Here is a 22,099-nt window from a genome sequence, read left to right on the forward strand (position 1 = left end):
GTCAAACTCCTTAGTAGTAGATAAAGCTGCGCATGGAGACCGAGCCGATGTCGATCGAGTCGTTCATGAACAACAATTCGTCTTTCGCGTCGGACGCGCCCGCGATGGTCAGCGCCGGAAGATAGTGGTCCACCGAGGGGTGTGCCATTTTCAGAAGATGGCCGAGACCGGCGCGATCCGTGATCGTTTTATGGTCACGCGCCTGAAGACGGTCGGTGAACAGTTGGTCGAAATCCAGCGCCCAGTCGTAGGGCGTCGAGCCATAGCGCATGGCGCGCAGGTTGTGCACGATGTTGCCAGAGCCGAGGATCAAGACGCCGCGGTTGCGCAGATCGGCCAACGCCTGCCCGATTTCGAGATGATGTTCGAGGTCCTTGGTCATGTCGATCGACAGCTGGAACACCGGCACATCCGCATCCGGGTAGAGGAACTTCAGCACCGACCATGCCCCGTGATCCAGACCCCATGTGTCATCGCCTTCGGCGTGGTGGCTGGCCAGAAGGCTGATCACCTCTTGGGCCACCTCAGGAGCGCCGGGGGCAGGGTACTGTTGGGCGAAAAGCTCGTCCGGGAAGCCATAGAAATCGTGAATCGTCTTCGGCATTTTCGAGACGTTCACCAAGGTCGATCCGCGAGTCATCCAGTGTGCGGAGACTACGAGAATGGCCTGCGGCTGGGGCAGGGACTCGCCCAGTTTTTTCCAGCTGCGGGAATAGCCGTTGTCCTCGATGGCGTTCATCGGGCTGCCGTGACCCAGAAAGACCACCGGCATCCGGTCGGAAGATTTGAGGCTGTCTTTGAGCCGTTGAAGTTGCTGTGCAATGCTCATGGCCGTCTCCTTTCAGAGGCTGATGTCTTAGAGTAGGTTACGAGGCCGCGCCGGGAAAGACGCGGCTCTCACACAGTCTTTGTGTTTATTTGCGTTTGAGCGGGTAGAGCGCATAGGCGCCATCGCCGAGCAGAACCAAAGCGGCCTGAACCATCGCCCACATCGCCGGATATTCCCAGCCGCCGCCGGTGTTGGCAAAGCCAAAGCCGTTGCCCCAGTGGGCAAAGATCACGGCACCCAGAAGCGGGAAGATGAGGGCGGCAGAGACGAGCCGTGTCGCGACGCCGAGGATCAGGGCAAGACCGCCTGCGATCTCAGCGATCATGGTCAGAATGCCGAGCCACCCGGGCAGGTCAAGGCTTTCGAAAAAGCCAGCGGTGCCGCCGGGGGTGAAGACGAAGAACTTCGTCAGCCCGTGGGCAAGAAACAGTCCACCCGTGGTTAGGCGCAGAAGCAGGGCGGCGTAGGGAGCGGTTTTTTGGTCAATCATAGGTCTCTCCATCTATCTTGGCCTTCTTCTGGTCCGTGAAGAAGGCCGGTTGTGGCGTCCCGGCCTGTGCCGCTTTGCTGACGCGCTGTGTTTTGCGTTGATCCAAAGATGCCTCTTGCGGCTCAGGAATAAAATGGCGAAGATGTAGAATAACTTTACCCATTTTGTTCTTAATGGAGGCAAGGCGGCAGATATGGATTTGATCGACGGCTTGCGGGCCTTTGTGGCGACGGCGGAAACCGGGTCCTTCACGGGGGCGGCTGAGCGGCTTGGCATGTCCAACCGCCTGACCTCGAAATATGTCGCCGAACTGGAAGAGCGCCTTGGCGTCCGCCTGTTGCAGCGCACCACGCGCAGGGTTGGGCTGACCGCTTCCGGCGAGGACCTTTTGGCCCGCGCGCCCGCTTTGCTCGACGAGATGGACGACATGCTGAGTGCCGTCACCGAAGACACGCGGGGCTATTCCGGTACGCTGCGCATCTCTGCACCTGTGACCTTCGGGGAGGTCTATGTGAAGGACTTGCTCAGCCGTTTCGCCGCGCCGCATCCCGATCTGGTGCTGGATTTGCGGCTAAGCGACGCCTTTGTTGACCTCGCCTCTGAGGGCATTGATCTGGCCTTTCGCATCGGCACGCCGGACGTCTCCGCGCTCAAGTCCCGCAAAATCGGCGAGCTGCAATCTCTTGTGGTCGCCTCGCCCGAGTATCTCGCGCATCATGACGCGCCGAAACATCCCGATGACCTGCAGAGCCACATCTGCATCATCGACAGCAACCGGCGGAACCCGTCGCGTTGGGGGTTTGTCCATGAGGGGCGTGAGCTGACCGTGCAGGTGCCCTCGCGCTTTACCGTCAACAGCGCCCGTGTGACCCGTGATCTGGCGCGGCGCGGTGAGGGCATCGCCTTTTGTCCGCCGTTCATCTTGGGCGACGATCTGGAAACCGGGCGGCTTGTGCAGCTTTTGCCGGAGTTCAAAGGCGCCACCCATCCGATCAGCATCGTCTATCTCGAAGGCCGCACCTTACCGCGCAAAGTCCGCGCTTTGATCGATTTCGCCGTGCAAGACTACCGGGAGAGGGCGAAATCGTGAGAAAACCCGGCGCAACTTGACCTGAGCCAAGGTCGAGATGCGCGCGGGTCCTATAGTGACTCCCGGACAGCGGCCGCAAATGTGGGCGCTTGCAACAGATCGGGAGACAGATGTCATGAAAACCGTCACTATTCTCGGGCCGTCACAATCCGGCAAATCATCATTGGCGGCGGCGCTTGCCGGGCTGGATGCGGGCAAGTCCCAAAGCCTGCGCCTGTTCGGCGAGGCCGCAGTGACCCGGTTCAATTATCTCGATCAAGACTGGGCGATGCTCGACTGTCCGGGCGGTGCCGAGGGCCTCGCGCAGGCAGGCTCTGCGCTGGCCGTAAGTGATGCTGCCGTGCTTTGTGTGCCTGCCGAAGCCGAGGCCGCCGTTCTGGCCGCGCCTTACCTGCGGCTCTTGGAGGCCTCCGGCCTTCCGACGATGATTTTTATCAACAAGATCGACGCCGCCACCGACCGCACCGCCGAAATCGCCGCCGCTCTGCAAACCTATTCCGCGCACGGCATCGTCCTTAGGGAAGTGCCGATCCGGGAAGGCGGCGAGATCACCGGCATGGTTGATTTGATTTCTGAGCGCGCTTGGGCCTTTAAAGAGGGCGAACGCTCTGCTCTGGTCGAAATGCCTGACAGCGCCCGCGCGCGCGAAGAGGAAGCCCGCGCCGAGCTTTTGGAACATCTCGCCGATTTCGATGATCACCTTTTGGAGGAATTGATCGAAGATCAGAAACCCATGTCCGATGAGCTTTACGAAGTCGCCACCAAGGTGCTGCAACATCACGACCTCATCCCGGCTTTCCTTGGGTCTGCGGCGAAGGCGAACGGGCTGACGCGTCTGATGAAAAGCCTGCGTCATGAGGTGCCGGGTGTTGAGGCGCTCACGGATCGCTTTGGCGAAACACCTGTGGCCGTCGGTATCTTTGCGGATCAGATCAAACACCTTGGCAAAACCGTCTTGATCCGTGCTGTGGGCGAAACACTGAAGCCCGGCTCTGATCTGATGGGCGCGGCGATTGGGTCGCTTGTCGACATTGACACGAAAACCCCTGTCGCGGAACTGGCGCCGGGTGAGATCGCTCTGACTGTGAAGACCGATCACTTGGCACTCCGGGCGCCGATTTATGGCGCAAGCGGTGCCATTGATACGCCGGATTGGGCTGTGCCGCATAAGCCGAAAAACCGTGTGCTGCTGAGCCCCGAAAATGAGCGCGACGAAGCGCGGTTGTCCACGGCGCTGGGCAAGCTGGCGGAGATCGATCCGGGGTTGGCGGTCGTGCAAGATCCGCTCTCCGGCAAAACCATCCTCGCCACCCAGGGCCAGCTTCATGAGCGTCGTGTGCTCGAAAAGCTCACCGAAGTCTTTGGCGTTACTGTCGCCACCCAACCGATTCCGCCCGCCCTGCGTGAGACCATTCAAACCTCGGGGGGCACCCATTATCGTCACCGCAAACAATCGGGCGGCGCAGGGCAATTCGCCGATGTGGTGATCGACGCGGCGCCTTTGGCCCGTGGCGCAGGGTTTGTCTTTGAAGAGGTCGTCAAGGGTGGCGCCGTGCCGCGCAATTACATGTCGGCGGTCGAGGCGGGGGTGCGCGATGCGCTGGCCGAGGGGCCGAACGGATTGCCGGTCGTGGATGTCAAAGTGACGCTCACAGATGGCAAACACCACGCGGTCGACAGTTCTGACTATGCCTTCCGCACGGCGGCCAAGGCGGCGGTGCGCGAGGCGCTGGCGGGCTGCAAACCCGTCGTGCTGCAACCCATCGACAAGATCGCGATCCATGTGCCGAGCGTCTATTCCGGCGGGCTGATGCCGCTGATCACCGGGCTCAAGGGGCAGGTTCTGGGCTTTGAGGCCCACCCCGAGGCCTCCGGTTGGGACGTCTTTAACGCGCTCTTGCCCGCGACTGCCGAGGCGGAACTGTTCCGGGCTTTGGGTGGTGCGACACGGGGCACGGCTTGGTATGAGGCCGAGCTTGATCACTACGAGGAAACCTTTGAGCCAGTGGCGCAATTGCTGGCCGTGGAATGATTACAGACTGACATAGAAAGGCTTTGCTAGATGCCGTCGGGTCATCCGCCTGGCGGCATTTTGACATCTGGTCGCGACGGAAAGCCGGTTTACATCCGTATCACATGTCTGATCGCTGATGTTGTCGGGCCGTTCGGGCCGTGAAAGGATTTCCATGAAAACGCCGTTTCGTCTTTTAGGCTTCGCTCTTGTTGTCGTGGTCGGATTGGTTGGCTGGACGCAATTTTCCGGCGAGGATGATACGGTCATTCCGCAAACCGCACGCGCGACACGCGGGACGGTGCAGGAAACCGTGCTGGCCTCCGGCGTGATTGAGGCGAGCCAGTTGGTCAGCGTCGGCGCACGCACCTCCGGCCAGATCGAGGAGCTTGCCGTTAGCTTGGGCGATCAGGTGGCCGCGGGCGATTTGATCGCGCAGATCGACAGCGAAGATCAGCAAAACGACCTTTTGCAGGCGCAGGCGGACCTTGCCAATATCGAGGCGCAGATCGCCGCGAAACGCGCCAATATCAAACAGGCGGAGTTAAGCCTGACGCGGGTCACCAGCCTTCATACGCAAAACTATGCCTCGCAAGAGGATGTCGAGGCGGCCGAGGCGACGCTTGAGGTCTATCAGGCGGAATTGGATGCGCTGAATGCGCAGAAATCCAGTGCCGAGGTGACGGTGTCCACGGCGCAAATCGCGCTGGACCGCACGAAAGTCACTGCGCCGATGGCAGGCACGGTCGTGGCCGTTGTCGTGGATGCGGGCCAGACGGTGAACGCCAGTACCGATGCGCCGACCATCGTGAAACTCGCCAATCTCGACAAGATGATCGTCAAGGCGGAGATCTCAGAGGCTGATGTGGTGCATGTCGCGCCCGGTCAAAGCGTGCGGTTTTCCATTTTGGGGGAGCCGGACAAGGCGTTCGAGGCCACCGTGCGTGATGTAGAGCCGGCCCCATCCGAGATCGAAGACAGCGACACGATCAGCACGGATGAGGCGATTTACTACAACGGGCGGCTGGAGGTTGATAACCCAGACCATCTGTTGCGCATTGGGATGACCACCGAAGTGTCCATCGTGTTGGACGAGGCTTCCGATGTGTTGACCGTGCCGTCTTCGGCGCTCAGCAGCACGCCTGAGGGCTATTATATGGTCGAGATTTACAACGAGGGCGACAACACGCGCGAAGCCCGTCAGGTCGAGGTTGGTCTGAACAATAAGGTCACGGCAGAGATCATATCGGGCCTGAATGCAGGCGATCTGGTGGTTACCGGCGGCGCCGTCTCCGCAACGGCGTCCAGCAGCACCCGCATGGGCCCTCCGGGGATGTTCTAAGATGGCCGCGCCCCTTATTTCCGCCCGCGGCATCAGCCGCTCTTTCCAAGCTGGTGATGAAACCATCACCGTCTTGCGTGACGTCGATATCGACATCTACCCCGGCGAAATGGTCGCCATCATCGGCACCTCCGGCTCCGGCAAATCGACGCTGATGAACATTCTCGGCTGCCTCGATCATGCGAGCGCCGGGCAGTATGAATTCAACGGTAAGGATGTGAGCGATCTGAGCCCTGATGAGCTGGCGCAGCTCAGACGAGAGCATTTCGGGTTTATCTTTCAACGCTATCAATTGCTCTCCGATCTCGATGCGGTCGGCAATGTCGAAGTGCCTGCGATCTACGCTGGCGCCAGTCGGTCCGCGCGCCGTGATCACGCCAAAGCGCTCTTGGAGCAATTGGGCCTCGACACCCGCCTCGATCACCGCCCGTCCGAATTGTCGGGCGGTCAGCAACAGCGTGTCTCTGTTGCGCGCGCCTTGATGAATGGCGGTGAGGTGATCCTCGCCGATGAGCCCACCGGCGCGCTCGACACAAAGAGCGGCGAAGACCTGATCAAACTGCTATTGGAGCTGAACGCCAAGGGGCACACCATCGTCATGGTGACCCACGACCCGAATGTCGCGGCGCATGCGCATCGGATCGTCGAGATCAGCGACGGGCGGATCATTTCCGACACGCGCAAAGAGGACACCTCTGTTCCAACCGCCCAATGGTCACGCCCGAGCGCGGATCATGCCGGTTTCGGCGCCGGTCTGCGGCGGTTGGGCGAGGCGTTCAACATCTCTCTCAAGGCCATGCTGGCCCATCGCACGCGGTCCTTTCTGACCATGCTCGGCATTATCATCGGCATCGCTTCCGTGGTGCTGGTCGTGGCTCTGGGCAATGGATCACAGGAAAAGGTTCTGGAAAACATCTCGTCCTTGGGCACCAACACGATCACCGTGCGGGCGGGGTCGGGGTTTGGCTCCCGTGATCAGGGGCGGATAGAGACCCTCGTGCCTTCGGATGCGGCCGCTCTTGCGCTCATGGATTTGGCCGATAGCGTGTCGCCTGCTGTGTCCTCCTCGGCCACCGTGCGGTATCGCAACACCGAGGCCTCTGCCGCGATCAATGGCGTGTCGGGTGATTATTTTCAGGTGCATTCCTACGAAACCGTCTCTGGATCCGTGTTCACCAAAGAGGATGTCGACAGCTACGCCCAAGTCGCTGTGATCGACGCCGACACGCAGGAGACTTTCTTTGGCGCGAATTCCGATCCTTTGGGCGAAGTGCTGCTTTTGGGCCATGTCCCGGTGCGCATCATCGGCATTGTGCAATCGACGGGCGCCACCTTTGGGCCTTCGTCGCTCAACGTCTGGGTGCCCTACACCACGTCGATGGCGCGGGTCTCCGGGCAGGACAATCTCGACAGCATCGGTGTGCGCGTGGCGGATGCTTACGACATGACGCTGGCCGAGGCGGAGATTTCGGCGCTCTTGATCTCGCGCCACGGGACCAAGGATTTCTTTCTGTCGAACACCGATACGATCCGCGAGACCATCACCTCGACCACGGAGACGCTGACTTATCTGGTGGCGATGATCGCGGTGATTTCTTTGGTTGTGGGGGGCATTGGCGTGATGAACATCATGCTGGTCTCTGTGACAGAGAGGACCAAGGAAATCGGTGTGCGCATCGCCATCGGGGCGCGGCGCTCCGACATTGTCAGCCAGTTTCTAATCGAGGCGGTGATGGTCTGTTTCGTGGGGGGCGTCTTGGGCATTCTGGGCGCTCTGACGGGCGGCTATCTGATCGAGGAATTTGTCTCCAGTATCCGGCTCAGTTTCTCGACCACCGCGATTGTCGTGGCCTTCCTGTCCTCGACTCTCATTGGCATCACCTTCGGCTTCCTTCCGGCGCGCAACGCGGCGCGGCTCGATCCGGTGGTGGCGCTCAGCCGCGAGTGAGGCCTCTTAACTTGACTAAAAGACTAGGATAATTTATCCGAGGCCAAACGCCAGCTGAATGGATCAGCCAGCTACACGCATAGTATGGTGACTGATATGGATGATTCGGCTCTTTTCTCTTCTCTGTTCTCCTTCCTCGCCCAAGGCGGCCCGTCGATCTGGGCGATTGCGGCGCTGTCGGTGATTACCCTCGCGTTGATCTTTTGGAAGGTCTGGGATTTGGCCTATATGGGCGCGTGGCGTAGCCGGGCAGTAAGTGAACGTGCCTTAGCGCTTTGGGCGCAAGGAGATAGCCAATCTGCGCGTGAGGTATTGGCTGGGCGAAAGGGCCTGCGCTCGCGGTTCCTGCGTGAAGCCTTCGAGGCGCATGAAAACACAGGTTTTGACGATGCGGCGGCAGAAGCTGAGACCACCCGTCTGGCCAAGAAAGACCTCGAACGCACCCGCACCGGCCTGCGCCCACTGGAACTCATCTCCACGATTGCCCCGCTTTTGGGTCTTTTGGGCACCGTTTTGGGCATGATCACCGCCTTTCAAACCCTGCAAGAAGCCGGTGCCAAAGCCGATCCTGCGATGCTCGCGGGCGGTATTTGGGAAGCACTTTTGACCACCGCCGCCGGTATGGCCGTCGCCATTCCCGCCTCCATCGCCTTCACCGGCTTCGAGGCCGTCGCTGACCGCCTGCGTCACGAATTGGAAGACATGGCGACCCGCGTCTTCCTGCGTTCCCGTGTGGTCGACGGCTCCCGCCTGAGCGTCGCTCAAGCGGCGGAGTGAGCCATGGATTTCGGCGCACCCCGGCGCAAACACCGGATGTCGCTCACGCCGATGATCGACGTTGTGTTCCTGCTTCTGGTCTTTTTCATGCTGGCCTCGCAATTCGGCACGCCCGCGCAGGTCTCATTGAGCTTGGGCGGCGGCGCGTCGAGCGGCTACACCGGCCCCGCGCGTTTGATCCGCGTGGGCGATGAGGCCTTACAGCTCAATGGCGCGGCCCGCAACGAAGGCGACATCCTCGCGGCACTGCCCGGCCTCATGGACGGTCCAGAAGACATGATTATCCTGCGCGCAGACGAAGAGGTGCCGATGCAACGGGTGATCGAGGTGATGGAATGGCTCGGCGCCGAGGGCTACAGCAACCTCGTGCTGGTGGAGTGAGCGGTATGGATTTTTCCAACAAGCCCCGCCAAGCGCCTGCCGAGAGCGTTGTTCCGATGATCAACGTGGTGTTTCTTTTGCTGATCTTTTTCCTGATGACCGCCCAGATCGCGCCACCTGCACCCATCGAGGTCGAACTGCCCGACGCGGGTGTCGAGGCCGAGGTCGAGGCCGCGTTGCCGCTGTTCCTCGGGCGCGATGGTCTCTTGGCGTTTCAAGAGGCGCAGGGCGCGGAAGAGGCGCTTCATGCCTTGGAATTGGAGCGTCTGAAACTCTGCGCCGATGGAGGATGCGACGGAAGTGTAGGCCCCAGTGTGGCGCTTCATGCGGACCGCGAGGTGCCGGCCAAGGATGTTGCGGCGCTTTTACCAAAACTCTCGGCGCTCGGCTTTTCGCAGGTTGAACTGGTCACCAGCCAAGGCGGAGGTGCGCCATGAAGCGGCTTTTGACCGGGCTTTTGTTTCTCGCGCTGGCTGTCGGGGCGCATCTGGCTGTGGCGGCGATCAGTCTCGCGGATCATTCGTCAGGAACAGAAGCCGCTGGCGCAGGCGGCGAGGCGCATTTGACGCTTCAGGCCTCTGACGTGGCTTTGGTCGCGATGGTCGACAGATGGGAAACCCCTGTTGAGCAGCCGATCGAACGGCTTGAGATGCCCCGCCCGGAGGAGCCCGTGATGCCGGTGCAGCCACGGGTGGACCTGCCGGAGATTGATCTCGCCCCGTCGCAAAAGGCTCTGCCGCTGCCCGTTCAGCCACCGCAGCCGACGGAAAGCTTTGCCGAGCCTAAGGCTCCGATCACTCCGCCGCCGCCAAAACCGCCCGCGCCACCGAAGAAAGTGGAGGCGCCCAAGGCTCAACCGGCAGAGGCCACCCAGCAAGCCCGTGCAGGTAGCGAACGCACCAGTAGTGCGACCCGTGCCGCAGGCAGCGGTGGTGGCGCGCAGGCAGGGCAGGCCCAAAGCGCGCAAGCGGCGGGCCTATCGCAGGCAGCGCGGCAATCGGCGCTGAGCAAATGGCAGTCGATGATCCGTTCGCGCATCGAGCGGCGTAAACGGGCGCCCAGAGGCGCCGGGGCCGGCAGCGTGACTTTGGTGCTGACCATCGCCAACAGCGGTGCGCTGCAGCAGGTGAGCGTGACGAAAAGCTCCGGTATTTCTGCGCTTGATAGCGCGGCCCTTGCAGCGGTCAGAGGCGCGAGGTTCCCGCAAGCGCCCAAGGGCCTGACGGACCCTGTATATCGATTCCAGCAGACGATGACCTTCAATAATTGAGCCCTACCTCGCATCCTTCTGGTTGAAATTGCCGATTCATCTTCGTTGAAAAGGCGTTATGATGAAGAGGCTTATCACTTTGGGGGCGTCATATGTTTGAGACCCGCCACGCTTTCCTTGGGGCGTCCGGCCGAATTGGTCGGCTGTTGCGTGTGGCCGAACGCATGACTGTCGATCGTTCGATGCTCTGGCAGTTTCGGGGGCATGTTCCGGCGGACACGCGTGGCTTTCAGTGGTCCGATTTCTCTGATCCCGATCCGCTCATGGCTGTGAATCGCAAGGCGCCGATCTCAACGCTTCTTGTGCTTAGCGGCGTGACCCAGTCGGGGGATAAAAGCGATCCGGTTGCGATGCGGGCGAATATAACTCTTGTCGAACAGGCGATCTCTGCTGCGGCCCAGGCGGGTGTGCCACGTGTCCTCGTCGCCTCCTCTTCCGCGGTCTATGGCGCAGGGAAGGGGCAACCATTTCGGGAAGCCGAGCCTCTTGATCCGGTCAATGCCTACGGTGCTTCGAAAGCAGAGATGGAGGCTTTGGCAGCGCGGCGCGCACGGGACGAGGGGATTGAACTCTGCGCGCTTCGTATTGGCAATGTCGCGGGGGCGGATATGTTGCTTGGCAACGCTATGGCGCGCCGGGGGGCGCCGCTCACGCTCGATGTGTTTCCGGACGGTGCCGGTCCGCGGCGCTCCTATATCGGGCCGCAGACTTTGCTGCAGGTTCTCAAAGCCTTGTCCGACTTTGAGGGGCGTTTGCCTCCGTGTCTCAATGTGGCGGGAACGTCGCCTGTTGAGATGAATGCATTGCTTGATGCGGCGCAGGTGCCGTGGGAGGCGCGCTCAAAGACCGATCAGGGACATCAGAACATCACTCTGGAGTGTTCCGCTTTGGCCGAGATATGTGCCGGGGTTGACCTCAGTGGTGGTGCAGAGGACATCATAGCGGATTGGCAGGGCTGTCTGGAGCGGGAATGACATTCGGCAAGCGTCTCTTCGACATCATATTTGCGTTGGTCCTCGGGCTCTTGCTTTTGCCCGTCATGATGGTGATTGCCGCGTTGGTTCTTTTGCGGGATGGGCGCCCGATCCTGTTTCGATCTGAGCGCATGCAGACGCCCGAGCGTGCCTTTCAGCTGATCAAATTTCGTACAATGACAGTGAATGCCGCCGATCACGGGGTGTCTGGCGGCAATAAGGATCATCGGATCACACAGACGGGTGCCATGTTGCGGCGCACCCGTCTGGATGAGTTGCCACAGCTTTGGAACATCCTGAAAGGCGATATGTCTTTTGTTGGCCCGCGCCCGCCGCTTCGCCTCTACGTTGAAAAATTTCCCGAGCTTTATGTGCTGGTTTTGCGCAATCGGCCGGGTGTGACGGGGCTCGCGTCTCTGGTTTTTCATGAGCATGAAGCAAAGATTTTGGCGTCCTGTCAGAGTTCTGAAGAGACGGATCGGGTCTATAGTCGGCGATGTGTGCCACGAAAAGCACGCTTGGATCTGATCTATTTTTTGAACTCAAGCATTTGTTTAGATTTGGAGATTATCCTTAAGACAGTGCTGGGGACTTTGCGAAAACTCAAGTGAGCGGCACGTGCTCGCTGAAGTTGTGTCAAAGTTTGCAAAAAGCGAACACTATTGCTGGACTTGACGATGGTCCATATCTTAGGTTGGGAATATGAGGGGCGGGATCACACTTTTCGAGCGAGTTGGCTTTGTATAGAAAAATGCTGATCGTAGGACTGACGTCCTTGCCCCACAAAGTTGTCAGGGCGACCCTTTTGGTTGCAGACATCGCGATCATCGCCTTGGCATTGTCCCTCACCAACCTCTTCTTGCTGGGAACCCATCTGTCGCAATGGCCGAGCGCGACGCTTTGGACCTATCCCGTCTTATTGCTGACCGGGGCTGCGCTGATCTTTGGGTTGCGGTTGCATCGCATCAAACTTGTGATGCTCAATTCCACCGACATTCTGAACATCGCGCGCGCCAGCTTTGCCTTGGCGATGACGCTTTTGGTGGCTTTGTTGGTCCTGAATGGAGCGCGGCCCATTGAAACCGTGTTGATCTTTAGCACCTTCGCCTTTTCCGGCATGGTGAGTGCGCGGGCCATCGCTGTGTCGATTCTCGGGCATCTGCGCGAGCGCATGCGCAATCGTACGACGGTCGCTATCTTTGGTGCAGGGGCTGCTGGGGTGCAACTGGCCTCGGCGCTTAGCCAATCCATGGACATGCGCGTCGTGGCCTTTTTTGATGACAATCCGACGATGCATGGCATGGAGATCGGGGGCATCCCCGTTCTTGCGCCTGGCGATCTCGTCGGAGAGGTGTTTCGCAACTCAATCAAGAAGATGATGATCGCCTTGCCGGACACGGCGCGGCAGCGTCGCAACGCCATCGTCGAGATGTGCGATCGAGCAGAGATTGAGGTTCAGATCTTGCCTTCCTTCATCGATCTTCTGGCAGATCGCGGCAATGCCAAGCTGCGCACGGTGGAGCCGCATGAGGTTCTTGGGCGCGGTAAGGTCGATCTTGAAACGCCTGAGGTCGCAAAGAGTTACGCCGGACGTGTCGTCATGGTGACGGGCGCCGGGGGGTCTATCGGGTCGGAACTTTGTCGGCAGTTGATGAACTGTCGTCCTGCGAAAATTATCCTCTTCGAGCGCAGTGAATTTAACCTCTACGAGGTCGAGCGCGATCTGCGCGTTCGCTCGTCAAAATACAACATTCCGATCAAGGCCTGCCTCGGTTCCGTCACCAATGCCGAGCGTTTGCGGCACGTTATGCGCAGCGAAGGTGTCGAGATCGTCATCCACGCAGCGGCCTACAAACACGTGCCTCTTGTCGAGGAGAACGAGATCGAGGGGGCCCGGAACAACATCATCGGGACAAAGACCCTCGCGGATGTGGCCGTAGAAGAGAACGTTGAACGATTCATTTTGGTCTCCACTGACAAGGCTGTGCGTCCCAGCAGCGTCATGGGCGCGACGAAACGGATCGCGGAACTGGTGATCCAAGATATTCAGACACGCGCCTCAGGGACGAAATTTGCTATGGTCCGTTTCGGCAATGTGCTTGGCTCCTCCGGCTCCGTTTTGCCGCTGTTTCAGTCTCAGATCGAAGCGGGCGGGCCGGTTACAGTCACCCACCCCGACGTGCGCCGCTATTTTATGACCGTGTCCGAAGCCTCTCGCTTGGTGCTTTTGTCCGGGGCTTATGCTGAGGGCGGTGATGTCTTTGTTCTGAACATGGGTGAGCCGCAGAAAATCATTCATCTCGCGCAAAAATTGATCCATCTCTCAGGGCGCCGGGTTTACAACCCGCAAACAGGCGAGGGCGACATCGAGATCAAGATCACGGGGTTGCGGCCTGGTGAGAAGCTTTGCGAAGAACTGTTCGTTACTTTGGACAACCTGCGAAAAACGCCACACGCCAAAATTCTGCGTGCAGAAGAGGCAATGCTCAGTCAGATCGAAATCGCTGGGATGCTTCGTGAAATTCACAGCGCGATCGACAGCGGCAATGCGCTTATGCTGCGCAGGGTTGTGACCGAACGTCTGGATGGTTACCCCGCGCCGCAGGTGCAGCGCGAGGCATAAACCTCACGTCCAGACCTTGTTCGGCTTTGGCGGGAAATCTGTGATTCAGTTTTGACGCGAAACGCTTTAACCTGCGTCGAAACAAGAAGACGGTGGGGAGCCGAGCAATGGTCAAGACGAAACGAGCGGCACAGCGGGACGCGACGCAATGGGCATCTGCGCGTGTTGTCTCGGCAGGGTCTCTGGGTGTTCTTTTGGCTGTTTCTGCTACGGCCCAAGACGCCGCGGACACACACTACGGTTTTTATGGCAATCCCGGCCTGCTTGATATGCCGACGGCGGAGATGGCGCCGAATGGGCAACTGAGTCTGTCACACAATCGCTTTGGCCCGATGCGTCGCTCCACGCTGACCTTCCAGATCACGCCAAAGCTGAGCGGCAGCTTTAGCTACACTGGCACAGACGACCTGACCGATGATTTCGATGTCTATTGGGATCGAACCTTTGATCTGTCCTATCAGATTGTCGATGAAGGTGTGCTGCGCCCCTCGATCGCCGTCGGCTTGCGTGACATCATCGGAACCGGGCTTTTGAGCAGCGAATACATCGTGGCCACCAAATCCATTGGCGAGCGTTTGACGGTGACGGGCGGGCTCGGGTGGGGGCGGCTTGCGTCCGAGAATTCTCTAGGTCTGTCGATTGGCGAGCGTGATGAGACGGTGATCGAGACCGGCGGCACATTGAACTCCGGGCAATGGTTCCGCGGCCCTGTCGGGGCCTTTGGGGGGGTGAGCTACGACCTCACTGACAAGCTGACGCTTTTGGCTGAATATTCATCGGACGCCTATGTCGAGGAAACCGATCGCGGTATTGTGGACCACACGTCGCCCTATAACATCGGGCTGTCCTATGCGATTCACCCGAATATCTCGATGACTATGGCCTATATGTATGGCGACACTTTCGGGTTTGGTATCAGTGGCCACCTAAATCCCAATAACCCGGCCTATGCGGGCGGGATCGAAACCGCACCTATGCCGGTGAAACATCGACCGAGCCGGTCTGCCGATGCGCTCGGTTGGTCCGGGGCCTGGATTGAGGACGGGCGCGATGCGCCGGGCATTCGCAAAGCCCTTGCGGGTGCCATGCTCAAAGAGGGGCTGACGCTTGAGGCGATGTCTCTCACCGCCACCAAGGCCGAGATCGAATTCCGCAACAATCGCTACCCTGCGCATGCTCAGGCCTTGGGGCGTCTGTCGCGGCTTGCGACGCGGGCTTTTCCGCCCTCGGTCGAGACCTTTGTATTCACCGAAATTGTTCATGGCATGCCGGTGCAATCTACCGTGATCCGCCGCAGCGCCATTGAACAGCTTGAATTCGAACCCGCCGGCGAAATGCTCGCCGCCGCACGCTTTGTTGACCCGCTGGCCTTGCCCTCCGATCCGATGGTCCGGGCCGAGGGCGCCTATCCGGATTTTAACTGGAGTGTGACCCCCTATCTGAGCGCCACGCTCTTTGATCCGGACAGCCCGATCCGCGCTGATCTGGGGCTGCGTGGAAACCTATCCTATGAATTTGCTCCGGGGCTGTCGCTGACGAGCACCGCGTCTTTGAAACTGACGGGCAATGTCGATGACTTGGAGACGGCGAGTGGCGACGACGAGGCGCTGCCTCCGGTGCGCTCGAACGCGTCGAAATATTCCAATCAGTTCCAACTGAATTCTCTGGCGGCCAATTGGTATGCGCATCCGGCCGAGAATCTCTTCACGCGGGTTTCCGTGGGCTATCTGGAGCGTATGTTCGGCGGCGTGGCCGGTGAGGTGCTTTGGAAAAAGCCGGAGAACGCTTTCGCCCTTGGGGCTGAGATCGCCTATGTTCAGCAACGCGATTACGAGGACCTTTTCGGCTTTCAGGATTACGATGTGGTGACGGGCCATGTCTCTGGCTACATGGATTTCGGCAATGGCTTCCACGGTCAACTCGATGTCGGGCGTTATCTGGCCGAAGACTGGGGCGCGACGCTCTCGATCGACCGCGAATTTAACAACGGCTGGCGTGTTGGCGCCTATGCCACACTGACCGATGTGCCGTTTGAGGATTTTGGCGAGGGCTCTTTTGACAAAGGTATTCGGATTTCCATGCCGGTCGATTGGTTCATCGGCACCCCGACGTCTGAGACCCGCGATCTCGATCTCAATTCGCTGTCGCGCGATGGCGGCGCGCGTCTTGATCTCTCTGGTCGCCTTTACGAACGTGTGCGAGGTGCGGGCCAGGCCGAGGTTGAGGATCGTTGGGGCCGGTTCTGGAGATGAGAGATATGCTGACTGCCGCGCGTCTGCGCAAAGCTGTTTTGGGCCTCTTGGTGGTGTCGGGGCTCGCTCTGTCCGCCTGCGGCAATGATGCGAATACCAAACGCACGAAGGCCACGCTTGATGAGGTGAGCAGCCTGATCAAATCCGCTTTTGGCCGGAACAAGGGGGCCGCCGGTCCGGGTGATCCCAATGTCATGATTGCCAATGCCTTGAGAGAATTCGAAGATGCGTCCCTGATGTTTGTGCTGCGGGAGAAGACCGGGGCCTATGGTATGGCGTCGATCTACGGGCAGAATGACCGTGTGACCACATGGGTGACGCGCGATATTGTGAGCCTCAGTTTGGATCGCCCGATGCTGACCGCGACGCGGGGCTTTGGCAATGATCTGATGTCGGTCGAGGATGGTGGTGCCGCTGGGTTGATCACCGCGCGTCAGGCGGGGCAGGCTCAAAAGACTTACCGCTTCCTGGATGGGCAGGATCGCACCAGCCGTCTGATCCTGAGCTGTTCCATTGTTCCGGGCGAGACCCAGGCGGTGGAGAGTGGGGTTATTTCGACCTCTACGCGAGTTGTGCGGGAAACCTGCCGCAGGGATGCGTTCAACTTCACCAACACCTATTGGATCGACGCGCAGGGCCGCATGGTTCAGTCTGTGCAATGGGCCGGTGCCGAGAATGGCCAACTTGTGCTCCGCCGCGTGAGATGGTGAGCGGGAGCGACACATGAAAACGGCGGCTCGAAAGCCGCCGCTTCAAACCTTCGGGCTTTGACCCACGCTTAGTCAGGCTGCGGGTTGCTGTCGCCGCCGCTGGTCCCGTCGGAGGAATCGGAGTTCAGTGCCAGAGCAATCGCTGCTGCGCCGAGAAGGAGCAGGAGCGCACTGCCACCCATAGAACCTGCGGAGGAGCTGGAAGCCTCTTGAACGACGACGGGGGCATCCATCATCGGCTCTTCATAGCCGCCAGCGAAAGATGCAGACGCGGTCGCAAGAGCGAGCGCAGAAGCAAGGACAACTTTTTTCATTTGTAAGTATCTCCATTACGACAGATGCAATCGACCTTTGCGGCCAAGTTCACAATGAGCCTCGCATATGTGGTCAGAGCAGAAAACCCTTTAAGTTGTATTCGGGCGATTGGGTGCGGGATTTCGTCGAAGCGTGGCGAATTGGCGTCACATGTTGTTGTGCACTGTCGAAGTCGATGTCAGTCTCGGTGCAAAGCGCCGAAAAGATAGAGAAACTTCTAATTGAATTGAAGTGAAGTGCCTGACTTCAGAGCAGATTTCACCTTGTGGATTTGAGGGCGGGCTGTGTCGTCGCTTGTCGAAACGCTGTCGCTCGCTTAGATCGAAAGTGTGACACGTATCGAAAGATGCGGGGAAGAATTCTCATGAGGCACACGACACAAGGGGCGGGCCGTGACGATCACCTATCTCAAAGGATTCACGAAGAAAAAGGACAGCTTTATGTCCTCCGTGGCGGCCGTCGATGGCGGTGCGCGGACGCTTTGGACCATCCCTTTGTCTTTGCGCGATTTTCCCGAGACTCCCGACCGTGTCATTCGGGCGCTCACCGTGGCCAAAAGACAGCCGAAAAGGGCCCTGGGACGGGCGCTCAAGCGGGTGTTGCTGCGGCTTCAATATAACGGCTCGCGCCGCTATTTCATGCGCCACTCCGACACCATCGCGATGTGCTGGAACGGCGTCACCGGATCGCGGCGTTTGTTCATGGAGGGCGCGCGCGATGCTGGCGTGCCGACACTTTACGCCGAACTTGCCCCCTTTCCCGGGCGGATGCAGTTGGATCATGCGGGCGTCAACGCACTTGGCTCTGTCCCGCGCGATCCGGGGTTCTATGCCGCTTGGGCTGCAGGGCGTGAAGACCGTCAGGGCGAGGTTTGGCGGGCTTTGGGCGACACCCTCACGGCTAGGGTCTCGCGCCGGTCGGATGTGGGGCAAAAGTCAGGTGCGGATTTGGCGCAGGAGGATTTCATCTTTGTGCCGCTGCAAGTGCCCAATGACAGTCAGATCACATTGTTTTCCGGTTGGGTGCGTTCGGTCGAGAATATGATCGACATGCTGGCGCTGGCCGCGCCATCCCTGCCCGAAGGCTGGCACATTCGCATCAAGGAACACCCCTCGGCCAAGATTTCTCTCGCAGATGCGCTGCATCGGGCGATTGAGATTTCCGGTCATCGTATTCGCATTGACAATGACACCGACACCTTCGATCAGGTCCGTGCCAGCCGCGCCGTTCTGACCATCAATTCCTCGGTCGGGCTACAGGCGTTTTTCTACGACAAACCTGTGATCACCCTCGGAGAGGCCTTTTTCGCTATTCCGGGTCTCGTGCGGGCAGTCGATGGCATCGAAGTGCTGCAAGAGGCCCTGTCTGGCGCAGAATCGCTCGGTTTTGATCCTGCTCTGCGCGCCGCTTTCATGAATTATCTTGATGAGGTGCATTTCCCGAAAGTGTCGAACGGGGAGGATGGCGGCGTCACGGTCGACGAAACTGCCGCAAAGGCATGCATTCAGGCCGCTCGCAAGGCGCGCTCGCATTAAACGCTTTTCTCCAAAGCCCCTTTCTAGTAAGGGTCCGCGCCAGTCACCCTAAGACTGATGAGGAGACCCAAATGGGCTATAAAGTCGTCGTCGTGGGCGCCACGGGCAATGTGGGCCGCGAAATGCTGAACATCCTCGCTGAACGCGAGTTTCCTGTTGATGAGATCGCCGCACTCGCGTCGCGCAAGTCTCTCGGCACCGAAGTGAGCTTTGGCGACAAGACCCTGACCACCAAGGATCTCGACACCTTCGATTTCTCCGGTTGGGACATCGCTCTGTTTGCGGTCGGCTCCGACGCCACCAAAGTCTACGCCCCGAAAGCGGCGGCTGCGGGCTGTGTCGTGATCGACAACTCGTCCCTCTACCGCTACGATCCGGAAATCCCGTTGATCGTTCCGGAAGTGAACCCGGACGCGATCGAGATGTATTCCAACAAGAACATCATCGCGAACCCGAACTGCTCCACCGCGCAGATGGTTGTGGCTCTGAAGCCGCTGCATGACCGTGCCAAGATCAAACGCGTTGTCGTGTCCACCTACCAATCCGTGTCGGGCGCTGGCAAAGAGGGCATCGACGAGCTTTGGGACCAGACCAAGGGCATGTATGTCCCGGGTCAGGAAGTGGCCGCATCGAAATTCACCAAACAGATCGCCTTCAACGTGATCCCGCATATCGACGTCTTCATGGACTCTGGCGACACGAAAGAAGAGTGGAAGATGATCGCAGAGACGAAGAAAATCGTCGACTCGTCGATCAAGGTCACCGCGACCTGCGTCCGTGTGCCGGTCTTCGTTGGTCACTCTGAGTCGATCAACATTGAGTTTGAAGAGTTCCTCGACGAGGACGAAGCTCGCGAAATCCTGCGCACCGCGCCGGGCATTCTGGTGGTCGATAAGCGTGAAAACGGCGGTTATGTGACCCCGGTGGAATGCGTGGGCGATTTCGCGACGTTCATTTCCCGCATCCGTCAGGACGTCACCATTGAGAACGGTCTGAACCTCTGGTGCGTCTCCGACAACCTGCGCAAAGGCGCGGCGCTGAACGCGGTGCAGATCGCTGAGCTTCTGGGGCGTCGTGTGCTCAAAAAGGGCTGAGACGCTCTAGCAGGGTTACTAAACTCTTAACGAAAGGGCGCTCGTGGGCGCCCTTTTTTGCTGGCTCGATTCGGTCAGATCGGGCTGATTGAGGACGAAAGCGCCTCTTTGCCGTAACAGTGTTCGTAAAAGGTAGATCGCAGCCGCTTTGGGCCTCTCAGAAAAACTTCGATTTTTAAGTGTTCAAGGTTCTGAAATTTAAATGAATTTCGAAACCATTCCGGGTGGGTGCGCCATTTATCTTAAACTTTAATCATCCACGCGGCGCAACGGCGGCGTTGCTATGCTTATTTTCGGTCAGCAGAGCCATGCAGCGAAGGGGTAGGGTGATGTTTCGAGTGAAAATCGATCTTGGCGCGACGCGTCATTACGACAAGAAAACAACGGATGCGGGGGCATCGCGATGTGCAGCGGACCGTCTGGGTGACTGGGCGGAGGAACTGTCCAAGCCCGCGCCCCGGCTCACCAAGGAAGACCTGTGTGAGACCTTTCATGAAAAGCTTCAGGACGGGTTCCTCCGCGAGACCAATACCGACGCCTGACTCATGAACCGGGGGATCGGCGAGGTTCCGCCGCGCGGGTGATCAGGGGCTGCCGGAAGCCGAATTCCCCTTGCGCGGGACGGCCCCGCATCGGACCTTTCCTCCGATCTTTAAGGAGGAAATCATGTTCCCGAAATTTAGCACGCGTTCCATTCTGACCGTCACCTGTCTCGCGGGGAGCGCCTTGGCTGCGCTGCCGGCCTATGCAGAGCGCTTCGAGGCGCGCAGCCTTGTGACCGAGGCCACTCTCTATCCGTCAGGCGCGATGATCACACGCGATGCGACCGTGTCCCTGCCCGGAGGCGCGCATGAGATCGTCTTTGCCGACATTCCGACCCGCTATTCCTACGAAGAGATCGCACGGAACATGCAGATCCGTGTCGAGGGGGGCGAACTTGGCCCAGTGGCTTATGGAATCGAAGAAATCTCTGAGGCGCTGCTCATTCGTTCGGAGGAGGAGAAAGCTGCTTGGGCCCGTGTCGAGGCGCTTGAGGATGAGATTGACGATCGACGGGCCGAAATCGCGCAAATCGGGTTCGAGGCCGAGGCTGCGGACGACACGCTTGCCTACCTCGCGCGACTGAAAGATGGGAAGGACGCCGAGCAAAGTGCTGCGACCGCGCGGATGATCCGTGAAGAATCGCTGGCGGCAAGAATTGCGCAACAGGATGCGGAACGTCGGGCTGAGGCCGCCGAAGAGGCGTTGGAAGACCTGGAGACAGAACTGGCGGAGGCAATGAAGGCGCTTGAGCTGTTGGTACCGTCTGACGACAGCCGCATTTCCATCACCCTGCCTGTGACGATGGAGCAGTCCGGGGAGGTGCAGGTCCGTTTCACCTATATGGCTGATCAGGCCCATTGGCAGCCTCGGTACACTGCGCGCCTGAACACGGAGGACAGCACCCTGTCGCTCACGCGCTCGGTCGTCGCCATGCAAGACACCGGCGAGCCTTGGACCGATGTCGCGCTGACCCTCGCTACGGACGACCCGACACGGCGCAGTGTCCCGCACGAGGTTTATCCGCTGATCCGCCGCGTCTATGAGCCGCGTCCGATTGAGCCGCTGATGCGCAGTATGGCCAGTGACGAAATGGAGTCGGATGGCTACGCGGCCCCCGTTGTGGAATCGCCGGTGATGGTGAAAACCATGCAGGCGAACCTCTCCGGTTTGAGCCAGACCTACAGCTACCCGACGCCGGCAACGCTCTATTCGGGCGACGATGCGGTGGAGTTTGCTCTGGCCACCGTCGATCTGTCGCCGGAGGTGTTCGTGCGCGCCGTGCCGCTGCATGAGAAGACGGGCTATCTCATGGCGTCCTTCACGAATGAGACCGGAGAGATGCTGGTGCCAGGTCAGGTGCAGCTGATCCGCGACGGGGTGAGCCTCGGCGAAGCGGCGCTCGACACGTTGGTCGATGGGGAGGAGGCTGAGCTGGCCTTTGGGCCTATGGATGGCATCTCGGTGGAGCGCGTGCTGTTGACCCGCAACGAGGGCGACCGTGGCATGATCTCCAAATCCAACGAGACGGAAACGGAATGGCGGATTGAGGTCGCGAACCTGACCGCGCGCAGCTGGCCGATCGAGGTTCTGGATCGGGTCTCCGTGTCTGAACAGGACGAGTTGAAAGTGGAATGGTCCGCCTCGCCTTCGCCGGACGTCGAGGGCGTGGAGGACAAACGTGGCGTGTTGGCCTGGCATTTCGACCTTGATGCGGGCGAAAGTCAGGAGATCAGCCTGAGCGAAAACCTCCGTTGGCCGGAGGGCAAGATGCTGCAGTAAGCGCGGTCCTGCGCCGAGCGTAGCCTACAATTTTTGCGGGTGCCCCACTGCCTTAAACGCGGTGTTCGGGCGCCCGCGATTCGGGAAATTTAAGGCTTTGTTAAGCCTGTCATAAAGCTGCCGCAGGAGGGTCCGA

General features: G+C 59.5%; 21 protein-coding genes. 17 read left to right on the forward strand and 4 right to left on the reverse strand.

What is annotated here, in order from left to right; translation table 11 throughout:
• Positions 1–10: 10 nt before the first annotated feature.
• The 3 genes from ygiD to J5Y17_RS01895 all read right to left on the reverse strand — a co-directional run bounded on the left by ygiD (position 11) and on the right by J5Y17_RS01895 (position 1,482).
• Positions 11–829, reverse strand: a complete 819-nt coding sequence (gene ygiD / locus J5Y17_RS01885) for a 4,5-DOPA dioxygenase extradiol (RefSeq protein ID WP_219783498.1) — start codon at positions 827–829, stop codon at positions 11–13.
• An 85-nt stretch (positions 830–914) separates the two neighbouring features.
• Positions 915–1,319, reverse strand: coding sequence for a DoxX family protein (locus J5Y17_RS01890; RefSeq protein WP_219783499.1), 405 nt, complete (start codon positions 1,317–1,319; stop codon positions 915–917).
• Positions 1,312–1,482 (reverse strand): hypothetical protein, encoded by a 171-nt coding sequence (locus J5Y17_RS01895; protein WP_219783500.1) that lies wholly within the window; start codon positions 1,480–1,482, stop codon positions 1,312–1,314. Before J5Y17_RS01895 ends, J5Y17_RS01890 begins: the two co-directional genes overlap by 8 nt.
• Before the next feature lie 30 nt (positions 1,483–1,512).
• Here J5Y17_RS01895 and J5Y17_RS01900 point away from each other — a divergent pair, with 30 nt between their 5' ends.
• The 13 genes from J5Y17_RS01900 to J5Y17_RS01960 all read left to right on the forward strand — a co-directional run bounded on the left by J5Y17_RS01900 (position 1,513) and on the right by J5Y17_RS01960 (position 16,697).
• On the forward strand, positions 1,513–2,409 hold the full coding sequence (locus J5Y17_RS01900; protein ID WP_219783501.1) for a LysR family transcriptional regulator: 897 nt from the start codon (positions 1,513–1,515) through the stop codon (positions 2,407–2,409).
• A 115-nt stretch (positions 2,410–2,524) separates the two neighbouring features.
• A complete protein-coding gene (locus J5Y17_RS01905; RefSeq protein WP_219783502.1) occupies positions 2,525–4,441 on the forward strand; it encodes an elongation factor G in 1,917 nt (638 codons plus the stop codon).
• Positions 4,442–4,595: 154 nt separating this feature from the next.
• Positions 4,596–5,762, forward strand: coding sequence for an efflux RND transporter periplasmic adaptor subunit (locus J5Y17_RS01910; RefSeq protein ID WP_219783503.1), 1,167 nt, complete (start codon positions 4,596–4,598; stop codon positions 5,760–5,762).
• Between the two features lies 1 nt (position 5,763).
• The gene (locus J5Y17_RS01915) at positions 5,764–7,710 is read left to right on the forward strand and encodes a MacB family efflux pump subunit (RefSeq protein WP_219783504.1); all 1,947 of its coding nucleotides are present in this window, start codon (positions 5,764–5,766) and stop codon (positions 7,708–7,710) included.
• A gap of 96 nt (positions 7,711–7,806) precedes the next feature.
• The gene (locus J5Y17_RS01920) at positions 7,807–8,487 is read left to right on the forward strand and encodes a MotA/TolQ/ExbB proton channel family protein (protein ID WP_255571797.1); all 681 of its coding nucleotides are present in this window, start codon (positions 7,807–7,809) and stop codon (positions 8,485–8,487) included.
• A gap of 3 nt (positions 8,488–8,490) precedes the next feature.
• On the forward strand, positions 8,491–8,868 hold the full coding sequence (locus J5Y17_RS01925; RefSeq protein WP_219783506.1) for a biopolymer transporter ExbD: 378 nt from the start codon (positions 8,491–8,493) through the stop codon (positions 8,866–8,868).
• A gap of 5 nt (positions 8,869–8,873) precedes the next feature.
• Positions 8,874–9,305, forward strand: coding sequence for a biopolymer transporter ExbD (locus J5Y17_RS01930; RefSeq protein ID WP_219783507.1), 432 nt, complete (start codon positions 8,874–8,876; stop codon positions 9,303–9,305).
• Entirely contained in the window at positions 9,302–10,138 is an 837-nt protein-coding gene (locus tag J5Y17_RS01935; RefSeq protein WP_219783508.1) for an energy transducer TonB, read from the forward strand. The genes J5Y17_RS01930 and J5Y17_RS01935 overlap by 4 nt, the downstream gene beginning before the upstream one ends.
• 92 nt (positions 10,139–10,230) lie before the next feature.
• A complete protein-coding gene (locus J5Y17_RS01940; RefSeq protein WP_219783509.1) occupies positions 10,231–11,112 on the forward strand; it encodes an NAD(P)-dependent oxidoreductase in 882 nt (293 codons plus the stop codon).
• The gene (locus tag J5Y17_RS01945; protein ID WP_219783510.1) at positions 11,109–11,723 is read left to right on the forward strand and encodes a sugar transferase; all 615 of its coding nucleotides are present in this window, start codon (positions 11,109–11,111) and stop codon (positions 11,721–11,723) included. Before J5Y17_RS01940 ends, J5Y17_RS01945 begins: the two co-directional genes overlap by 4 nt.
• 164 nt (positions 11,724–11,887) lie before the next feature.
• Positions 11,888–13,735, forward strand: coding sequence for a nucleoside-diphosphate sugar epimerase/dehydratase (locus tag J5Y17_RS01950; protein ID WP_255571798.1), 1,848 nt, complete (start codon positions 11,888–11,890; stop codon positions 13,733–13,735).
• 107 nt (positions 13,736–13,842) lie between these two features.
• Positions 13,843–15,987: a YjbH domain-containing protein gene (locus J5Y17_RS01955; RefSeq protein WP_219783511.1), complete on the forward strand. Its 2,145-nt coding sequence runs from the start codon at positions 13,843–13,845 to the stop codon at positions 15,985–15,987.
• Positions 15,988–15,992: 5 nt separating this feature from the next.
• Positions 15,993–16,697 carry a YjbF family lipoprotein gene (locus J5Y17_RS01960; protein WP_219783512.1) on the forward strand — a complete coding sequence of 235 codons (705 nt, stop codon included), beginning with the start codon at positions 15,993–15,995 and terminating at the stop codon, positions 16,695–16,697.
• Between the two features lie 68 nt (positions 16,698–16,765).
• Here J5Y17_RS01960 and J5Y17_RS01965 read toward each other — a convergent pair whose 3' ends face one another.
• The gene (locus J5Y17_RS01965; RefSeq protein ID WP_219783513.1) at positions 16,766–17,011 is read right to left on the reverse strand and encodes a hypothetical protein; all 246 of its coding nucleotides are present in this window, start codon (positions 17,009–17,011) and stop codon (positions 16,766–16,768) included.
• A 393-nt stretch (positions 17,012–17,404) separates the two neighbouring features.
• On the opposite strand from J5Y17_RS01965, the gene J5Y17_RS01970 reads away from it, so the two are divergent.
• The 4 genes from J5Y17_RS01970 to J5Y17_RS01985 all read left to right on the forward strand — a co-directional run bounded on the left by J5Y17_RS01970 (position 17,405) and on the right by J5Y17_RS01985 (position 21,963).
• A complete protein-coding gene (locus J5Y17_RS01970; RefSeq protein WP_370628819.1) occupies positions 17,405–18,547 on the forward strand; it encodes a capsular biosynthesis protein in 1,143 nt (380 codons plus the stop codon).
• 71 nt (positions 18,548–18,618) lie between these two features.
• Positions 18,619–19,641, forward strand: coding sequence for an aspartate-semialdehyde dehydrogenase (locus J5Y17_RS01975; protein WP_219783514.1), 1,023 nt, complete (start codon positions 18,619–18,621; stop codon positions 19,639–19,641).
• Positions 19,642–19,970: 329 nt separating this feature from the next.
• Positions 19,971–20,183, forward strand: coding sequence for a hypothetical protein (locus J5Y17_RS01980; protein WP_219783515.1), 213 nt, complete (start codon positions 19,971–19,973; stop codon positions 20,181–20,183).
• A 124-nt stretch (positions 20,184–20,307) separates the two neighbouring features.
• Entirely contained in the window at positions 20,308–21,963 is a 1,656-nt protein-coding gene (locus J5Y17_RS01985) for a DUF4139 domain-containing protein (protein ID WP_219783516.1), read from the forward strand.
• Positions 21,964–22,099 lie beyond the last annotated feature (136 nt).

The organism is Celeribacter sp. PS-C1, assembly GCF_019429625.1.
Classification (GTDB): domain Bacteria; phylum Pseudomonadota; class Alphaproteobacteria; order Rhodobacterales; family Rhodobacteraceae; genus Celeribacter.